Source organism: Rhodoferax sp. (genome assembly GCF_028714215.1).
Lineage (GTDB): Bacteria > Pseudomonadota > Gammaproteobacteria > Burkholderiales > Burkholderiaceae_C > Rhodoferax.
This window is the reverse complement of record NZ_JAQTMS010000012.1, coordinates 53,233-71,247: the sequence shown is the minus strand read 5'-3', so window position 1 is coordinate 71,247 and position 18,015 is coordinate 53,233. Positions and strand designations below refer to the sequence as shown.

Genomic DNA, 18,015 nt, shown 5'->3' with positions numbered 1-18,015 from the left:
CCCTAAAATTCTCGCTTGTGACCAGGATCGTCATGCTGCTGCTGCTGGCGGGTTGTACGGTGCCGCCGATGGCCTTGCCGCCGACGTTGAGATTTGGCGCCGAGCCCGCCGCAGAGCAGGCACCGGCCCAGGAACTGACGACGCCCAGGGCGGATCTCCCGCGACTGAGTGTGACAAATGCCCCGACGCCAGAAGTTGCTGGCACCGCAGCGGGCGTGGCGACGACGACGGCGGTTGGCGCCGGTGGTGAAGCAGTCACGGTCAACGTGGACCAAATGTCGATCAAGGCGTTTACCCAGTTCGTATTTGGCAATTTGCTGAAGAAAACAGTGGCGCTGGACGCCAAGCTGGCACAACGCTCTGATCTCATCACGTTGCGCAGCGACAATCCGCAGACTGCTCGGCAGGTGGCGGAAACTGCGAAGCTGCTGTTGCAGGGCTACGGTGTGTCGGTCACCGAATTCGACTCGCTGGTGCGCGTCAATCCGGCGGATGCGAAAGGGGGGGATTTACCACTGTTCCGGCGAGGCCGTGCTTCGGCGGAAACCCCTGCGGCACTCAGGCCTGTGTTTCATTTGGTTGAGTTGGAAGTCACACGCTCAAGCGAAGTCATGGGTTGGATCAAGACCATGTTTGGCAACAAGGTGGAGTTGCAGGACGTGCCCAACCAGAACTCTATTTTGGTATCGGGTGCGCCGGAAAACGTCAGTGCGGCACTGGAGATGGTGCGAGCGTTGGATGCGCCCAGAATGCGCGGACGCATTGCCAAGCGCCTGACGCCGGCATTTCTTAATGCGACAGAACTGGTGACGCGTTTGAGTGAGGTGCTGGGTGCACAGGGCTACGCAGTGACAAGCCAGGCGGCCGGGGGAGCGAGTTCCGCCATTGTGATGGTGCCGGTGGTTTCTTTAAATACTGTGTTTGTATTCACCGCCAGTCAGGCTGTGGCGGAGTTTGTGGTGAAGTGGGCGACTGAGGTTGACCAGGCGCCACCCAAAACGGGCAATGCAGGCTTTCTCAGTTATCCCGTGAAATATTCGGATGTGCAGACACTCGCCAAGACGATGGCGGACCTGATGGCTGCGGGTACGGCTGTGCCCACAGCGGCGGGTGCTGGCAAGATCGCGGGCCGAGTCGTCGTCAATTCTGCAACCAACAGCCTGATCATTCAGGGTGGCACTGCGGATGAACACCGCCAGTGGCGTGCATTGCTACAGGAGTTGGATCGGCCAGTCAAGTCGGCATTGATTGATGTGGTGGTGGCGGAGTTGACGCTGGGCACCAAGGAGCAGCTTGGTGTGGAGTGGCAAATGGCAGATCAGGTCTTGAGTCGGGGCGTGATTACGGGCGGCACCTTGGGCGCTTTGGGTATTGGCTCAGGGGGCTTGGGCCTGTCTTTTCTTGACAATGCGGGACAGGTTCGGGGCTTGCTGAATTTTCTCGGCAGTTCGAGTAATTCGCGGATATTGTCCAGTCCCAAGGTCTTGGCGCGCAACGCCGAAACAGCAACCATCCAGGTCGGTCAGGAAGTGCCTATCGTGACCAGTCAGCAGTCGGGCACGCCGGCGACTGGGGTGACCACTCCGGGTATCTTGCAGACCATTCAGTACCGCTCTACCGGGGTCATACTTCGCGTCAAGCCCATCATTCTGGCCGGTGGCAGACTGGACCTGGAAGTGGCGCAAGAGGTGAGCAGCGCCGCCGAAACCACTACCGGCGTGAGTACCAGCCCCACCATTTCGAGTCGCAGGGTTGAAACCAAACTGTCTTTACGCGATGGCGGTACAGTGATGTTGGCGGGATTGATTTCAAATGACTCGACCAATGGGAATTCCGGTATTCCAGGACTCAAAGATGTGCCGGGGATCGGTAACCTGTTCAAGACGCAGAAAGACAGTTCCAACAAGACAGAGTTGGTGATCCTGATTACAGCGTATATTCTGAATGATGATTTTGAGGGAGAGGCGATCACTGACAGTTTCCGGCGAACACTGAGCCAGTGGTTGGCGTCACCCGACAGGGTTGCGCCGTTGAAGACGGACCCATCACTCAGGTCGGTGCCTGAAGCAGTGCCAGCGATACCAGCATCGCCGACCTCCGAGCCGCAGGTTGGTGATGTCCCTGTGCCACGCCAAACGGATCCAATGGTCATAGAAGTGCCAGCGGTGGCCTCAAGGCGATCTGGTGATGCTGCAACTGGCGGAAAATCGACGATATCGCCGGGGAATGCATCCCCGGTGACTGGCGGTGTGCCTCAAGTGAAAGAGTCCGACAAAGCCAAGATCGCCGCTCCACAACAAGCACCCATGCAGGGCGAGGGAGGCCCCGGAAAACCGGTAACCGATCCGGCCTTGCTTGAGGAGTTGCGGCGCGCAACACGCCAATAGCGACGAAGAAAACAGACGCTGGTCACCTGCTCAGGATTGAGCCGGTACGACAAACTTGTCATTGTTCAAATCGAAAAGGCGCGGTTGCGGCCGATAAATCACTATACTGTTAATTTATACAGTAAACGTCATGAATTGGCGTGATTTGCCATGCTGTCCGGTCTCCGGTCTGATTCTTTGCCTGACTTTGGTGCTGCCGTTTGGCGTGCCACTGAACTGGGTTGCGCCGCCGGGGCCACGCTGGCCACCGGTCATGCCGCACTGGATGCCCAGTTGCCAGGCGCTGGCTGGCCGGTCGGCGCCATCTGCGAAATTTTGCAACCGCCAGGTCAGCGCAACGAGTGGCGCCTGCTAATGCCCGCTTTGAGAGTGAGCGATGGCACACTTGTCGCCGGTCCGGTGGTGTTGGTGGGTCCACCGCATGTCCCGTTTGAGCCCGGCCTGGCGGCCCAGGGACTCGATGCGCGGCGGCTTTTGTGGGTACTCGCCAGCGCGCCGGATGAGCGCCTGTGGGCGGCGGAACAGGCTTTGCGCTGCGCTGGCGTGCTGGCGGTGCTGGTCTGGTTGTCGCAGGTGCGCCCGGAACAATTGCGGCGCTTGCAAATGGCCGCGCAAGGGCACGGCAAGCTCCTATTTGTCATGCGCCCGACCCAGGCGCAGAGCGAGTCCTCGCCGGCCGTGCTGCGGTTGCTGGCATCGACCCAGCCCGACAGTGACGCACTCTTGCTGCACATTCTCAAACGGCGCGGCCCGCCGCTCGATCAGCCCTTGTCGCTACCGGCCCGTCCGGCACGGCTGGCTGCCTTGCTGGCAATGCACCGTGGCGATACGAGTGTTGCTGCGCCAGGGCCGGCCGCCCGAGGGGCGCGCCACAACGGATTTTTGCAGGAGGGGGACGATGCTCTGGGTCGCACTGCAAGCCTTGCCTGAAAGCCAGTCGCCTGAATTGCTCGACCACGGCTCGGCCCTGGGCTGGTGGGCTTTGCAGTTCACACCCAAGGTGGCGCGTGTCGGTGACGCACTGTTGCTGGAGCTGTCTGCCAGCGAGCGCCTGTGGGGTGGCAGAACGCCCTTGCTGCGTCAAATTTATGCATCAGACAAGCCGGTAGCGAATGTCAAATACGCACGTGGTGCGACGTCTTTAATAGCGTTGGCGCGGCTGCAAGCGGTGCAACCTGAAATTAAAACAACGCCCGACGACCTGCCGCTGGCGACACTGGCGGCGGCGCGTCCGCATCTGACCACATTGGCGCAAATTGGTTGCAGCCGCTGGGGCCAATTGCGCGGGTTGCCGCGGGATGGTGTGGCGCGGCGCTTTGGTGCCAGCCTGCTTGACGCACTGGACCGCGCCTACGGGCAGGGGCCCGACCTCTATCCCTGGCTACAGATGCCCGACAGGTTTGAAGCCACGCTGGAGCTTGCCGCGCAGGTGGAGACGGCGGCAGCGTTGCTGTTTGGTGCGCGCCGCTTGCTCAATCAATTGCAACTGTGGCTGCAGTTGCGCCACTGGGGTGTGCTGGCGTTGGAATTGAGCTGGACCATGGACGCCCGGCGCCATACCGCCAGCCACGGCGAACTGGTGTTGCGCAGCGCCGAGCCCAGCGCTGACATGACCCACCTGCAACGTTTGCTGGCCGAACAGCTGGCGCACGTCAGCTTGCCGGCGCCGGTGTTGTACCTGCGCTTGCGTTCCCTGGAGACCGAAAAGCTGCGCGCTGCAACAGGCTGTTTGCTGCCCACCGAACAAGCTGCCGGTGACAGCCTGCAGCAGATGATGGAGCGCCTGAGCGCCCGTTTGGGCGCGCAGCAAGTGTTGCAGGTGCAAGGCCACTGCGAGCACCGGCCGGAGCGGATGCAGGCCTGGCAAGCGCTATTGGATGCCACACAGTTAAGCCCCGCTGCGGCCAGCGGTGCGCGGGCAGGAGATAAAAAAAGCTTCAAACAAGAGGCGCTTTACCCGACTTGGCTGCTGGCCACGCCGCAGCAACTGGTGGTGCGCGGCCAGCGTCCGCACTATCCCGGCCCGTTGACGCTGCTGGCCGGCCCGCAGCGGCTGGAGGCCGATGGCTGGGCTGGCACAGACTGCGCCCTGCGCGACTATTTTCTGGCGCGCAGCGAGCAGGCCGGCCTGTTGTGGATTTATCGCGAGCGTCTGGCCGGGGCGGGCGCCGACGCTGACGCCCATTGGTATTTGCATGGCCTGTTTGCCTGAGACTCTTTTGCCGGCCTACGCCGAGTTGCATTGCCTGAGCAACTTCAGCTTTCAGCGCGGTGCCTCGCACCCCGAGGAACTGGTGGCGCGTGCCGCTGCGCTGGGCTATGCGGCGCTGGCAATCACCGACGAGTGTTCGGTGGCGGGTCTGGTGCGCGCCCACACCGAGGCAAAAAAACTGGGCTTGAAGCTGCTGCCCGGCGCCGAGTTTGTGCTGGCGGGCACTGGCAGCGCGGCCGGTTTCACTGTAATCGCCTTGCCGCGCGATTTGCCGGGTTGGGGCGATTTGTGCGAATTCATCACCCTGGCGCGGTGCTCGGCGCCCAAAGGCCGCTACCACGTGAGCTGGCAAGACGCGCCCTGGGCCATGTTGGGCGGTTGTGAGGTTTTGCTGGCATTCCCGTCGGTGGTCAATTTCGAAACTGCTTGCGCCATCGCCATCCGCTCCAGAAGTCTTTTCGCTTCGCACCTGTGGTTGAGCGTGGAGTTGCTGCTGGGGCTGGACGATGCGCTTTGGCTGCACAAGTTGCAGCAGGTTTCACGGCTCAGCGGCGTGCCGCTGGTGGCGAGCGGCAACGTGCACATGCACTTGCGTTCGCGCAAGCCGCTACAGGACGTGATGACCGCAGTGCGCCTGGGGCAACCGGTGTCGGAATGCGGCTTTGCACTGCAGCCCAACGCCGAAGCGCATCTGCGCTCACGCCAGCGCCTGGCCGCCATCTACCCGCCGGAACTGCTAGCTAACACCTTGCTTGTGGCACAGCGTTGCCACTTCAGCCTCGACCAGTTGCGCTACCAGTACCCGCTGGAGACCATGCTGCCCGGTCTGACAGCGGCGCAAACCCTGCGCCAGTTCACGCTGGAGGGGGCCGTCAAGCGTTATCCGCAGGGCCTAGGCAGCACGGTGCAACAGCAAATCGAGCATGAACTGGCGCTGATTTCCGAGCTTAAGTATGAGATGTATTTTTTGACCGTGCACGACATCGTGGCCTTTGCCCGCAGCCGCGATATCCTGTGCCAGGGGCGTGGCTCGGCCGCCAACTCCGCGGTCTGTTATTGCCTGGGCATCACCGAAGTCGACCCCTCCCGCACGGCCATGCTGTTTGAACGCTTTATCAGCCGTGAGCGCAATGAGCCGCCCGATATCGATGTCGACTTTGAACATGACAGGCGCGAGGAGGTGATCCAGTACATCTATGCCAAATACGGGCGCGAGCGCGCCGCTTTGACGGCGGTGGTGGTCAGCTACCGGCCGCGCAGTGCCTTGCGCGACGTCGGGCGTGCGCTGGCCATCGATGAAGCCCTGATCACGGCGTTGGCCAAGGAGCACCCCGGCATGTACAGCCGCGAGGTGCTGGCCGAGCGCTTGCAGTCGGCGCTGGAGCACTTGGGCCCACGCTATGTGCCGCCGCCCGAGAGTCAGTTGCAACGCTGGCTGCAACTGAGCACCCAGTTACAGCGCTTCCCGCGCCACCTCAGCCAGCATGTGGGTGGCTTTGTGCTGACCCAAGGCAAGCTGACGCGCCTGGTGCCGGTGGAGAACGCGGCCATGCCCGAGCGAAGCATTGTCCAGTGGGACAAGGACGATCTGGATGCCATGGGCCTGCTCAAGGTCGATGTGCTGGCCCTGGGCATGCTCAGCGCCATTCGGCGCTGCCTGGACCTCATCAGTGCGCAGCGCGGCAGCAGGTTCAGGATGCAGGATATTCCCGCAGAAGACACAGCCACCTACGACATGATCTGCAAGGCCGATACGGTGGGCGTGTTCCAGATCGAGAGCCGGGCGCAGATGAGCATGCTGCCGCGCCTCAAACCGCGCTGTTATTACGATCTGGTGATCGAAGTGGCGATCGTGCGCCCGGGCCCGATCCAGGGCGGCATGGTGCACCCCTACCTGAAGGCGCGCGAGCACCGGGATCAAGTGGTGTACCCCAGCCCGGCCCTCGAAGAAGCCCTGAAGCGCACCCTGGGTGTGCCGATTTTTCAGGAGCAGGTGATGCAGATCGCCATGCTGGCGGCCGGTTTCAGTGCCGGTGAATCCGACAGCTTGCGCCGCTCCATGGCGGCCTGGAAGCGCAAGGGCGGCGTGCACCATTTTTATGAGCGCATGGTGGGCGGCATGGTGGCGCGTGGCTACGCGCAGGAATTTGCCGACAACATCTTCAAACAGATCGAGGGCTTTGGCGAATACGGTTTCCCCGAGAGCCATGCCGCCAGTTTTGCGCTGCTGGTCTATGTCAGTTGCTGGCTCAAGCAGCACGAGCCGGCCTGCTACCTGGTGGCTATGCTCAACAGCCAGCCGATGGGCTTCTATGGCCCCGCGCAACTGGTGCAGGACGCGCAGCGCCATGGCGTGCAGGTCAGGGCGGTGGATGTGCGGCACAGTGATTGGGATTGCACACTGGAAGCGTCGGCTGTTCGTTTGGGCCTGCGCCTGGTCAGCGGTCTGGCCGAAGTTGCCGCGCAGCGCATCGTCGCCGCGCGTACTGTGGCAGCTTTTACCAGCACCGAAGACCTGGCTTTGCGCGCTGAACTCGATCAAGGCGATCTCAGGGCGCTGGCCAGTGCCGATGCACTGATCAGCCTGTCGGGCCACCGCCGCCAGCAGGTCTGGCAGGCCGCTGCCTTGAAGCCGGCGCCCGGCCTGTTGCGGGCGGTGCCGGTCGCAGAAGACGCCTTGGTGTTGCCGGCGGCCAGTGAAGGCGAAGAAGTGGTCTTCGATTACGCCGCAGTGGGATTTACTTTAAGGTCCCACCCCATGTCGCTGCTGCGCGCCCAACTGGCCAAAGAGAAGCTGCTGACGGCGGCCCAACTGCGGGATCTGCCCAGCGGACGACTGGTGCGCGCCTGCGGCATTGTCATCATGCGCCAACAACCCCAAACCGCCAAAGGCGTTGTGTTCGTCACGCTAGAGGATGAGACCGGTAGCGTCAATGTGATTGTCTGGAAATCTCTTCGGGACAGACAACGCACCGAGCTGATGCGCTCACGCCTGATGGCGGTTTACGGAGTCTGGCAACGCGATGAGGAGAGTGGGGGTGAGGTGCGCCACCTGATCGCCAAGCGGCTCAAAGACCTGACACCTTTGCTGGGCGGGTTGACGACGGTCAGTCGGGAGTTTCATTGAGCCAGAGTTGCTGCGTTTACCTTCGCACCTGGTGTTCCCGCTTGCCCTCGCTGTCGATGGCGGCGACCAGCAGGCCGAACTCCTGAGACAGGATATCGAGCACATCATCGAGTGTCACCACGCCCACCAACTGGCCTTGTCCATCGACCACCGGAATGCGTCGCACCCCCTTGCGGCGCATGGTGCGCAGCAGATCGATCACAGAATCATCTTCGCGCGCGGTGACCAGGTCGGTGGTCATCACATCTTCCACACGCATGGTGCCCGGGTCGATGTCGGAGGCGACAACGGCGGTCACGATATCGCGGTCGGTCAGCACACCCACCACGAGTCGCTCGCCCTCCAGTTCTTCAACCACAACCAGACAACCGACATGGTTCTCCCGCATCAACCGTGCCGCGCCATTCAAGGTCGTCCCCCTGAAGGCAATGACGACGCTGCGCGTGCATATTTCGCCGGTCGTTAAACGTTCGCTCATATATCCCCCTCTCTTTTTCGTATGACGTTGCGTTGCTCCCTGGGACCTTCCAACCTCCCGTTTCGAGTTGGGGACAGAGCTAAAGATCTGTTCTCCGCAAGCCCTTATTTCGAGGCCGGTTCGCCGGGAGATTCAGTTTCATCGCGCAGAGGTACGGCGTGCTGTTTCACCTGCCCCCTGCGTTTTCGTACAACTTCCTCAAGCTGGCGTTTCATGTTGTCGAAGGCGTCGCGCAGGGCAATGTTCACATCCTCGTTCTGGACCCGGTTCACCACAAGTTCGTGACCTGGAATCGTGAGGTCGATGCGCACGCCGAAGGGGCGACCCTGCTGCTTGTGCTTTTGCTCCAGGTCGATGCTGACATGACAGGCCATGATGTCGGGCGCAAACGATTCAAGCTTGTGGGCGTGCGCACGGGCACTTGTTGCCAGCGCATCGGAAGGCTCCATGCCGTGAAACAGAATCTGAACTGGAAGCTTCATCTTGACCCCTGAGTTGTTATACAAGGCCATTCTGCGTGGCGTCGCGGCAGATGGCTTGCGATTTCTCAAAGGATGGACTGACCCTGATCATTTGCCAGTTGTGGACAGCGGTAATGAACCTGGCGGCGGGCGCCGGAATTTTTACGCCATGATGCTTGTTGGGGGCGTGCCTGCTACTTTTCCTGTGCGTCGGATGGCGGCTGGTACACCAGCAGATCGGCGGGTTGGCAGTGCAGGTAGGCGCAAATCTTCTCCAGGGTGTCGAAGCGCACGCCTTTGACCTTGCCTTGTTTTAGCAGGGACACATTGGCTTCGGTGATGCCCACGTGTTCGGCCAGGTCCTTGGAGCGCACCTTGCGCCGGGCCAGCATGATGTCGAGTTGAACAATGATCGGCATGGCAGGCAGACGCCGGGCTACACAAAGTGCTCGTTTTCTTCCGCCAGCGCCTGGCCCTGGCCGATGACGGCGGCCATCAGCCAGACCACGGCGGCGAAGAACAGGGTGAACAAGTGGTTGCTGTTGATGCTCACCGAAAGCTGGCGTGTACCGGGTGGGTTGTGCAGCGTCAGGAGCACCGAGGTCGCGGCACCCGCCACAATCCCCGCCAGTGCCGCCGCCGCCACCCAGCCGGCAAAGCGGCGCAGGCGGGCGGTCGCTTGTGCCGTGAACACCTGACCCTTGGCGAATTGATCAAAGCACTGCCTGGCGTGCCACAGGCCGGTGAGCAGCAGGATCAAAGGCACTGAAGTGACGGCGGCGCCAGCCAGCCGCTGCCACGGTTGCAGCGGCAGTTGGATGTTGAGATTGCCTTGCGCCGCCAGTTCCGGCGCGCTGGTGGTGGCCCAGTACGCCACCAGGACGCAGGGCAATAGCGCGATCAGCGCCATGCAGGTCCACGCCATGCCGCAGCCGAGGCGTCGGATTCGCTGCAGATGGTCTGCGGGCGGCAGAGATACCGGTGACGACAGCTGCATGACGGCTCCTTGGGTGGCGTGGTTTGGCGAGAGGATGGTCACAGAAAATATTTGTATACTGGTAATTAATTTCTGTGTTGCAATAATTATTTGTCAATTAACAAGGTCTGTCAATCCTCATGAAACGACTTCTCTGTGGTCTTGCCCTCTGTCTTGCTCTGGCGGCCTGCATGGGTGTGCCCTTGCGCTCGCTGCCACGCCTGATGCAATTGCCCAAGGAGTTGCTGGACGCCAACCCGGCCGAACTGATGGTGGCTTTGCAGGTCGATGCGCGCATGACGCCGCCGGTCGGTGCCGTGCCCCTGCTGAACATCAAGTTGGCGCCGCGCGAGCCCGGCCAGTTTGAGGCGATCGACAAGCAACTGCCGATGCAGGTGTCGGTGGCGGCGGCGGCCACTTTGGGGCTGGACGCGCCCGGTGCCGGCCGGCGCTGGTTGCTCTACAGCCTGCCGGCATCAACCCAGCTGGAGCTGGTGCGCATTCAGGGCATCATGCAACGCGCCCGCACCGAGGCCCAAGGCAAGGGTGGCGGAACCATAAGTGTCGGCGTGACTCAGGCCTCGCTGGCGACGACCGACCCGGCTCTGGCCGACACGCGCTGGGAGACCTGGCTGCAAACCAGGCGGCGCGACGGTTTCTTTGAGGTCTGGTCCGGCACTCCCGCGCAACTGCAAAAATCGGCGGGCGGGAAACCTTGAGGCTTTCCTGGCTGTTTTTCGGCAGTTGAAATAGCCGCCCATCAGGGATCGGCACAAGGGCCGCCAGGGGAGGCAATGCCCGGCGCAGTTGAGAGGCGCAAGGGACCGGTCTCATCCCAGGAGTCTGAACCCTTAACCCAAGCCCCTGGCGTGGCCTCCAATGGACACCAGCCCTGTGCGAAAATTGATTCCACGCCCCTTGTGAATCACCGTGACGCTGCGTCTCAAGCTTTCCTTCATCACCATCGTGAGCGCGCTCATCGTCAGTGTGATCGGCGTTGGCTTGCTGTACCGCCTGGCTTCCACCCGCTTCCTGCAAGCCGGCATGGCCCAGCTCAAGCGCGAAACCCGTTGGCAGGTCGATCATCAAATCGGCGTCATGCGGCAGGCCGAGGGAAGTCTGATTGAACTGGGTGATTTGCTGACCAAGGAGCTCGCAGAGCCGCCCCGTGCCGACGAATTGGCCGATTTTGACCGTCTCACCGTGCGCGGCGAGGATGGCGCCATTCGCAGCCGCCAGGAACTGTTCGATGGCCAGCGCGAGGCCGGTTTGTTCATGGCGCCGGGCGTCGCCTTGACGGCTGCGCAGAGGCATGTCCAGATGCGGGTTTTGCACACGCTCACGGAATTTGGTGCCAGCGCGCTGCGCCATTTTGACGGCGTCTGGTTCGATCAACTCAACAAGACTTCGGTCATCTTCCAGCGCCGCGACCCGGACATCATCTACAAGCTGCCAGCCGGGCACGATCACACACAAACCGCCTGGAACCAGTTGGCGTCGCTCCGCCTCAACCCGAAGCGAATCCCCCTGTGGACGCCAGCGGTTCGGGAGTTGCCGCTCGGTGTCTGGGTGGTCAGCGCGGTTTATCCACTGGATATCGCGGGCCGATGGGAAGGTATTCTGGGCCACGATCTGGTGCTGACCGATCTGTTGCAGTCGTTTCGCGATAACGACCCCTACGCCGGCAGCGAGCATTTCCTGATCGACGGCTTTGGCAACTACATCCTGGCCGGGACCTGGCAGCAGACGTTGGAAGCCGGGCCCCACGACTTCAAGCCCGATCTGTCTGCCGAGCCGCAATTGCAGGCCGTGCTGCAAGGCGGACAGACAGTGGCTGACGGCACCCGGATTCGCTCCCGGGGTCGGGACTACGCGGCATTCTCTCTGCCGCTCGAAGGTCTGAACTGGCGTTACTACCGATTGGTTCCGGTCGATAGTGTGCTGGCCCAGATGAATCAGCTTTTCGTGCTGTTGGCCCTGCTCTTCGTTGCCATGGCGTTGGCCGTGGCCACCGTCATCCATGGCGCCGCCGCGCGGATGATCGTCTCGCCGATCCGCAAACTCGCGCAGACGGCGCAACGTTTCGGCGCCGGCGACTTTTCACGGCGTGGGAACAACCGCAGCGACGATGAAGTGGGGCAGTTGGATCGCGCCTTCGACACCATGGCCCTGCAGTTGCAGCAGGACCGGCAACTGTTGCTGGACAACGAAGCCCGTTACCGCAGCGTGGTGGAAGACATCAAGGAAGTGGTCTACCAGGTCGACGCGCAGGGTCGCTTCACCTATTTGAGTCCGAGTTGGGAAGTGGTAACTGGCTATCGTGCACAGGACAGCCTGGGCCAGTTTCTGTGGCACAACCTGGATGCGCGCGATCGCGCGCGCAAGCGAACAGAGTTCCTGCAAATCGTGTCGGGTGAGGGGGGGCCTGCCTGCATGGGCGAGTATCGGCTACGCCGGGCGGATGGTCAGTTGCGCTGGGTGGAAATCAATCTCCAGCCGTCGCAGTTGGGCACTCAGGCCTACACCGGCAGCATGGGCGACATCACGGCACGCACACGGGGGCACATGCTGGACGCCTTGTTTCACGAACTTGGGCAGGAGGTGATAGGGGGCATGGACTCAAGCGCCTTGCTTGCCATCCTGGCGACCCGCCTGGCCGACATCTACGCCTGCATCACGATACTGTCGCGGCGCGAGCACGGGGTACTGCGGGACCTGGCCCTGGGTGGCACAGCAGTCACTCCCAGAGACTTCGCAGCGCATGGCGATATGCCGTATGTGCCGCCCAGTTCCAAACCCTTCTATTTGGAGGATTTTCCCAAGGCCTGGCGCGACGTGATGGACGGCTATGGCATCCGGTCCGGCTTTGGCATGTCTTTTGGTCACACCGGGCAACACATGGGTGGCGCCATTTTTCTCGACACCATCGTTCAGGTGTTCAGCCCGGAAGTCCAGACTTCGATGCTGGCGACCGCCGAGCGTATCCGCTTGCTGATGCGCAACGAAGCCGACCAGCGCTGGCTGCGCCTGATCAACAGCGCACTGGAGACCACCGTCAACGCCGCCCTGATTGCCCGCGCCGATGGCAGCATCAAGTGGGTCAATGCGGCGCTGGTCGAGATGTCCGGCTACGCCCGCGAGGAAATCATCGGACAAACGCCCCGTTTGTTCAACTCGGGCGCGCAGTCCGCCGATTTCTGGCGTCAGTTCTGGCTCACCATCGCGAGCGGCCAGGCCTGGGTGCATGAAGTCATCAACCGACACAAGGATGGCAGCCACTATCCGGTGCGCCAGACTGTGACGCCGATTCGTGACGGCAAGGGCGCCATCACGCACTACATCAGCGTGCAGGAAAACATTCAGCAGGAGAAAGAGGCCCAGGCGCTGTTGCAGCACCTGGCCACGCACGACCTGCTGACCAATCTGCCCAACCGCAACCTCTTGCTGGAGCGTCTGCGCCAGGCCATGAACAGTGCCCAGCGTGCGGATCAACAGGTCGGCATCCTGTTCATCGACCTGGACCGCTTCAAGCTGGTCAACGATTCCCTGGGTCACGTGGTTGGCGACCAGTTGTTGCGCCAGGTCGCCGACCGCTTGCGCACCTGTTTGCGCGTCGGCGACACGCTGGCCCGGCTTGGGGGCGACGAGTTCGTGCTGTTGTTGCCGGGGCTGAACAAGCCCATGGATGCCGCCGCAGTGGCTGAAAAATTGCTCGAGGCGCTGACCACCCCGGTGCAAGTCGGCGGACAAGTCCTGACCACCGGCTGCAGCATAGGCATCAGCCTCTATCCGACCGACAGTGCCGACGAAGGGATCCTGTTACAGCATGCCGATACCGCGATGTACATGGCCAAGGAACGCGGCCGCAGCTGTTTTCAGTTCTATGTCCCGGAAATGAACGCCCGGGTTGTGCAGCGCATGGAAATCGAGAGCGACTTGCGCCGGGCGCTGGCCCATCAGGAATTTGTTCTGCACTACCAGCCACAGATCGACATTCAAACCTTGCGCATCGTTGGCGTCGAAACATTGCTGCGCTGGCGGCATCCGGTGCGGGGACTGATGTCCCATTCGGAGTTCATCTCGGTAGCCGAGGAAACCGGGCTCATCGTACCGATCGGCGAATGGGTGCTGCAAGCCGCCTGCGATCAACTCAAGGCCTGGCAGGCACAAGGTCTGGCCCTCGATTTGACCCTGGCGGTCAACGTCTCGGTGCGCCAGTTCAAGCAGGGTGCCATTGTGCAGGCGGTGCGGGATGCATTGGCCCGGACCGGCATCGCGCCGCAACGCCTGGAACTCGAAATTACCGAGAGTCTGATGCTGGCCAACGAACCGGCCCCAATCGCTGTGCTGCATCAGCTGCACGACCTGGGCGTGCGACTGGCGCTGGACGATTTCGGAACCGGATTTTCCAGCCTGGCCTATCTGAAACGACTGCCGTTCGATGTGCTCAAGATCGACCGCAGTTTTGTCAAGGACATAGGCCTTGACCCCGGCGACGATGCGGTCATCATTTCCATCATTGGATTGGCGCACAACCTGGGCATGACCGCCCTGGCCGAGGGTGTCGAAACCGAGCCGCAACGCGACTTCCTGCGGCGCCATGGATGCGATTTCGAACAAGGCTTTCTGTTCTCGCACTCCTTGCCGGCAGTGGAACTGGCAGCGCTGCTGCGCCAGCCGCGCTGAGTACGCTGTCACGATGACGGCCTGGGCAGGCCTGGCATGCTTGATGGGTATGATCTAGCGCGGTGTTCAAATCATTTTTCCACATGCTGGCTCACTCTCTGGGGCTGCGAATTGCCTGCGCCGGGGTGGCCAGCTGCGTTTTGCTGTCGCTGGACATGCTGTGGCGCGCGCCGGTACCAGCGCCACCCAGCGCGGTCTGGCCAACCGGGGTCAACGTGCCTGCCGACAGTTTGTTGGTGGTCAGGGCGCAGGGAAAAATTCCGGTGCCGGCCAACACGCCGGCCGCCCACGCCAGTTCCCTGCTGGCGTTGCCGGCACCCCACCCGTCGGCGCTGCTCGCGTTCTGGTTTGCCGGCAAGCGTGAAAGTGCGGCCGATGTCCAGATTGCGGCCGCTCAATTCGACCGCGCGACCCAGCAGTGGAGTGCCGCCCGTTTTGTCGTGAACCGTCAGGTTTTGGGCCGGCAACTGGGTTTTGGCGTGCGCCGGCTGGGCAATCCGGTGGCCTGGCGCGACGGCCAGGGCCGGATTCATTTGTTTGTGGTGGCGACCGGCCTGGGTGGCTGGGCGGCGGCGCGCATTGTGCATCTGCGTCAGGGCAATCAAGGTCAGGATTTTGCGGCACTGTCATTCGAGACGCTGCGGGCCTTGCCCTTGTCGTGGTTGTGGAATACCAGCTTTCTGGTGCGCACGGCACCGCTGCCTTTGAAAGATGGCGGCATGGTGCTGCCAGTGCATTTTGAGTTGGGCATCAAATATCCCGTTGCCCTGCGCTTTGACGCCAACGGCGAGTTTCGGGGCATGGTGCGCATCTCCAGTCGCAAGCATTTGCTGCAACCGACGCTGCTGATGATGAGCGAATCGCACTGGCTGGCGCTGCTGCGCAATCAACGCCCGGCCGGCAAGATAGCGGTAGCCCAGACTCTGAATGGCGGCCAGAGTTGGACCGACTTGCCCGATCTGCCATTGCACAATCCTGATTCGTCGGTGGCCGGCTTGGCTTTGGCGCCGGCGCGCATGCTGCTGGCCCACAATTCTTCGCCGCAGGATCGTACGGCGATGGATTTGAGTGTTTCGGCGGACGGTCGGGACTGGGTCCTGGCGCAGGCGTTGGCACATGGCAGCGGTTCTGCCGAGTACTCTTACCCGGCTCTGGCCTGGGCCGACGACAGCCTGTGGGTGAGCTATACCGACCAGCGTCGGGAGATCGCCTGGCAACGGTTTTCCTTTTCTGCCGCGGCACGTTAAGGCTTCGGTACGCATGGACATTCACGCTTTCCTGGAACTTCTGGGTTCGACCGAAAACCCGCTGCTACCGAGCAGCACAGCCATTTGGCTGGCCCTGCACCTGGGCTGGGCGCTGGTGCTGGGAAGTGGTGTCATGCTGCTGGCCGGCAGGCTCGCCGAGCGCTATCAATGGGGTCTCGGTTTGTCGCTGCTGGTGTGGACTTTGCTGCCGGGTCCGGTCTCCCCCGCCTACTGGCTGGGGCTGGTGTTTCAGGCTCCCAGCTTGACCAGCGTTGTGCTTTGCCTGGGCTGCGTGCTGGATCGCTTCCGGCGCCGGGAGAGCCGGGCTTGCGGGATCGCTGCACTGGACCCGCGGGGGCTGAAAATTCTGCTTGCCTTTGGCGTTGCGCTGGGCTGGCTGTTGTTGCTCGATACGCTGGCCTGCTTGCCGGTGTCGGTTTATGCCTGGGGCTTTGCTTCGGCCGCCGTGGCTGCCATGCTGGTCCCGGCCAGCTTGCTCTGGCTGCTGCGGGGATCGCTGGCGGCGGGCTTGCCTTGGATGGTGTTGACACTGTTCGTGCTAAGTCGCTGGCCAACCGGCAATGTGTGGGACGCGCTGCTTGACCCCCTGCTGTGGCTGCTGCTGCAACTGGGCTGGTTGGTCAGCGTGTGGCGGCGTTGGACGGCGGCGCGGCGCGAGCGATCAGCCACTCGCGCCTGAACAGCCAGCGCTGCGGGTACCAGAGATTGCCCCAATGAATCTCACCGCTGCGATGGCGTCCCTTGACTTCCCAGCGTGAGCCCAGAACGATGCATCCTGGCCGGCAGGGCGGCGTCAGTTCGGAGGGTTCCGACTGCAGCCAGATGACGGCATCATGGCTGGCCAGCAGGCGATCCAGTTCCTGGGCATTGGTACCGGCGTGGGAGGCGGCACGCTCGTCACTGTCATAGGGGATGAACTGGTTGCCGGGCAGCAAAAATTGAAAGCGCTCGAACTGGCCGTTGAAGCCGTTCGGCACCGCCACCCGGGCCTGCTGAAGTTTCGCCGTCACCGCCTCGGCGTATTGCCCGGCGGCGCCGTTCAAGGGCGCCGTGCTGAAACCAAACGAGGCATACACCGCGAGACAGGCGGCCACCGTGCAAGCGCGGCTCCAGGCCGGCTTCAGCAAACCGCCGACCACCAGTAGCAGGCCCGCCAGCACGGCGAACAAACTGACGCCGAGTTCCAGGCGGGAGCCGATGCCGACCTCAAACGCGGCCCAGGCAATGCGCCCCAAACCGGCGATCAGAAGCCCGCACAACAGCAGAGACAACACAAACCAGATGCGCGCAATGCGCTCCCACAGAAGCGCAATCAGCATCGCCAGCGCCGGCATGGCCGGGACGACGTAGCGCGCCGAGCGCTGACTGGGCAGCGTGAAGACGATCAGCCAGACCGCCAGCCAGACCAGCAAAATCAGCAGGTGAATGGGCAGCGCGCTGCCGGTCGGTTTTGTTTTCGACCATCCCCGCTTCAGCCCAAAGCCGATCAGGCCCAGCACCACGAAGGCCAGCAGCCCGGCATTCTGCACATAGGCCAGCAGTTGCGCCCAGATGCTGCCGCCGCCCCCCAGCAAAGCAATCCGCCAGTAGCCCTGATCGCTGGACATTTTGCCGGCGTTTTCTCCGATGACGAACTCTTGCCAGACCGCAGCGGGGTTCGGGTCCAGCACAAACCAAAGAGCAAAAAAGCCCAGCGCGATGACCGCGCTCAGGCTCACTTTGAGGGCCGTTCGAGTTGCCGAGCGCCAACTCACATGGGGTGCACTTAAAAGCTGGGCGCACCACAGGGTGGCCGCTGCCGGCGCAATCAGGGCAAACGACTTGTAGGCCAGCCCCAGCCCCAGCGCCAGACCGAAGCCGGCATGCGCCGGCCAACTCAGGTCATTGTTTTGCGTGGCCGGCGTTTGGTGCAATCGCTGCCACAGCAGCCAGAACATTGGCAGGTTGAGCCAGAAAGTTTCCGGGGCGCTGGTCAGATAAGTGCGGCCAAAGCGGAAGGTGCAAAAAAACGCCAGGTATACGCAGGCCGCCAGGCAGGCGGTACGCCAATTGCCGGTGATTTGGCGCACGCTCCAAGCCAGCGCACCGGTTGTCAGCAGTGTGTAGAGCAGGCTGGGCGTGCGCAACGCGGCCAGGCTCCAGTGGTGGCCCCAATCACCCGCCACCATGGCTTGCCAAAACAACAGCGGTGGCTTGGTATTGCGCATATGGTCCAGCTCGGACACCAGTGGCAGCCAGTGGTTTGAGACCGCTGTCAGGCGCGCAATATGGGTGTAAACCAGCTCATCGCCAATGCTTGGAACGTACTGCCCGCCCAAGCCGAAAGCGTAGACACCCATGGCGAGCAGCAGCAGGGCCAGCCAGGCCAGCGTCGGGGCATCTGGGAAGCCCTGGGGCGGCGGGTGCAATTGGCGGCGCAT

Annotated in this window: 13 protein-coding genes; 8 read left to right on the top strand and 5 right to left on the bottom strand. The window is 62.3% G+C overall.

Going from position 1 to position 18,015, the window contains the following annotated elements:
* Window positions 1-32 precede the first annotated feature (32 nt).
* The 4 genes from PHS32_RS08060 to PHS32_RS08045 all read left to right on the top strand — a co-directional run bounded on the left by PHS32_RS08060 (window position 33) and on the right by PHS32_RS08045 (window position 7,726).
* Window positions 33-2,387, top strand: coding sequence for a secretin N-terminal domain-containing protein (locus PHS32_RS08060; protein ID WP_301078403.1), 2,355 nt, complete (start codon window positions 33-35; stop codon window positions 2,385-2,387).
* 177 nt (window positions 2,388-2,564) lie between these two features.
* A complete protein-coding gene (imuA, locus tag PHS32_RS08055) occupies window positions 2,565-3,317 on the top strand; it encodes a translesion DNA synthesis-associated protein ImuA (protein ID WP_301078402.1) in 753 nt (250 codons plus the stop codon).
* Complete coding sequence (locus tag PHS32_RS08050; protein WP_301078401.1) at window positions 3,286-4,599, top strand: DNA polymerase Y family protein; 1,314 nt, start codon at window positions 3,286-3,288, stop codon at window positions 4,597-4,599. The genes imuA and PHS32_RS08050 overlap by 32 nt, the downstream gene beginning before the upstream one ends.
* The gene (locus PHS32_RS08045; protein WP_301078400.1) at window positions 4,583-7,726 is read left to right on the top strand and encodes an error-prone DNA polymerase; all 3,144 of its coding nucleotides are present in this window, start codon (window positions 4,583-4,585) and stop codon (window positions 7,724-7,726) included. The genes PHS32_RS08050 and PHS32_RS08045 overlap by 17 nt, the downstream gene beginning before the upstream one ends.
* Before the next feature lie 16 nt (window positions 7,727-7,742).
* On the opposite strand, the gene PHS32_RS08040 is transcribed toward PHS32_RS08045, so the two are convergent.
* From PHS32_RS08040 to PHS32_RS08025, 4 genes are all read right to left on the bottom strand, one after another.
* Entirely contained in the window at window positions 7,743-8,204 is a 462-nt protein-coding gene (locus PHS32_RS08040) for a CBS domain-containing protein (RefSeq protein ID WP_301078399.1), read from the bottom strand.
* Between the two features lie 104 nt (window positions 8,205-8,308).
* Complete coding sequence (locus PHS32_RS08035) at window positions 8,309-8,686, bottom strand: HPF/RaiA family ribosome-associated protein (RefSeq protein WP_301078398.1); 378 nt, start codon at window positions 8,684-8,686, stop codon at window positions 8,309-8,311.
* 173 nt (window positions 8,687-8,859) lie between these two features.
* On the bottom strand, window positions 8,860-9,084 hold the full coding sequence (locus PHS32_RS08030) for a helix-turn-helix transcriptional regulator (protein ID WP_301078397.1): 225 nt from the start codon (window positions 9,082-9,084) through the stop codon (window positions 8,860-8,862).
* Between the two features lie 17 nt (window positions 9,085-9,101).
* Window positions 9,102-9,662, bottom strand: a complete 561-nt coding sequence (locus PHS32_RS08025; RefSeq protein WP_301078396.1) for a DUF2975 domain-containing protein — start codon at window positions 9,660-9,662, stop codon at window positions 9,102-9,104.
* A gap of 119 nt (window positions 9,663-9,781) precedes the next feature.
* Here PHS32_RS08025 and PHS32_RS08020 point away from each other — a divergent pair, with 119 nt between their 5' ends.
* The 4 genes from PHS32_RS08020 (at window position 9,782) to PHS32_RS08005 (ending at window position 16,274) form a co-directional block, all read left to right on the top strand.
* Complete coding sequence (locus PHS32_RS08020; protein WP_301078395.1) at window positions 9,782-10,360, top strand: hypothetical protein; 579 nt, start codon at window positions 9,782-9,784, stop codon at window positions 10,358-10,360.
* Window positions 10,361-10,571: 211 nt separating this feature from the next.
* Window positions 10,572-14,327, top strand: coding sequence for an EAL domain-containing protein (locus PHS32_RS08015; protein ID WP_301078394.1), 3,756 nt, complete (start codon window positions 10,572-10,574; stop codon window positions 14,325-14,327).
* Between the two features lie 83 nt (window positions 14,328-14,410).
* Window positions 14,411-15,574, top strand: coding sequence for a sialidase family protein (locus tag PHS32_RS08010; RefSeq protein ID WP_301078393.1), 1,164 nt, complete (start codon window positions 14,411-14,413; stop codon window positions 15,572-15,574).
* 13 nt (window positions 15,575-15,587) lie between these two features.
* Complete coding sequence (locus PHS32_RS08005; RefSeq protein ID WP_301078392.1) at window positions 15,588-16,274, top strand: hypothetical protein; 687 nt, start codon at window positions 15,588-15,590, stop codon at window positions 16,272-16,274.
* Here PHS32_RS08005 and PHS32_RS08000 read toward each other — a convergent pair.
* On the bottom strand, window positions 16,216-18,015 hold the full coding sequence (locus tag PHS32_RS08000) for a glycosyl transferase (protein ID WP_301078391.1): 1,800 nt from the start codon (window positions 18,013-18,015) through the stop codon (window positions 16,216-16,218). The genes PHS32_RS08005 and PHS32_RS08000 overlap by 59 nt on opposite strands.

Coding starts and splice junctions, on each gene's coding strand:
- PHS32_RS08060 (WP_301078403.1), top strand. CDS start 33: ATGCTGCTGCTGCTGGCGGGTTGTACGGTGCCGCCGATGGCCTTGCCG.
- PHS32_RS08050 (WP_301078401.1), top strand. CDS start 3,286: ATGCTCTGGGTCGCACTGCAAGCCTTGCCTGAAAGCCAGTCGCCTGAA.
- PHS32_RS08045 (WP_301078400.1), top strand. CDS start 4,583: ATGGCCTGTTTGCCTGAGACTCTTTTGCCGGCCTACGCCGAGTTGCAT.
- PHS32_RS08040 (WP_301078399.1), bottom strand. CDS start 8,204: ATGAGCGAACGTTTAACGACCGGCGAAATATGCACGCGCAGCGTCGTC.
- PHS32_RS08035 (WP_301078398.1), bottom strand. CDS start 8,686: ATGAAGCTTCCAGTTCAGATTCTGTTTCACGGCATGGAGCCTTCCGAT.
- PHS32_RS08030 (WP_301078397.1), bottom strand. CDS start 9,084: ATGCCGATCATTGTTCAACTCGACATCATGCTGGCCCGGCGCAAGGTG.
- PHS32_RS08025 (WP_301078396.1), bottom strand. CDS start 9,662: ATGCAGCTGTCGTCACCGGTATCTCTGCCGCCCGCAGACCATCTGCAG.
- PHS32_RS08020 (WP_301078395.1), top strand. CDS start 9,782: ATGAAACGACTTCTCTGTGGTCTTGCCCTCTGTCTTGCTCTGGCGGCC.
- PHS32_RS08010 (WP_301078393.1), top strand. CDS start 14,411: ATGCTGGCTCACTCTCTGGGGCTGCGAATTGCCTGCGCCGGGGTGGCC.
- PHS32_RS08005 (WP_301078392.1), top strand. CDS start 15,588: ATGGACATTCACGCTTTCCTGGAACTTCTGGGTTCGACCGAAAACCCG.
- PHS32_RS08000 (WP_301078391.1), bottom strand. CDS start 18,015: ATGCGCCGCCAATTGCACCCGCCGCCCCAGGGCTTCCCAGATGCCCCG.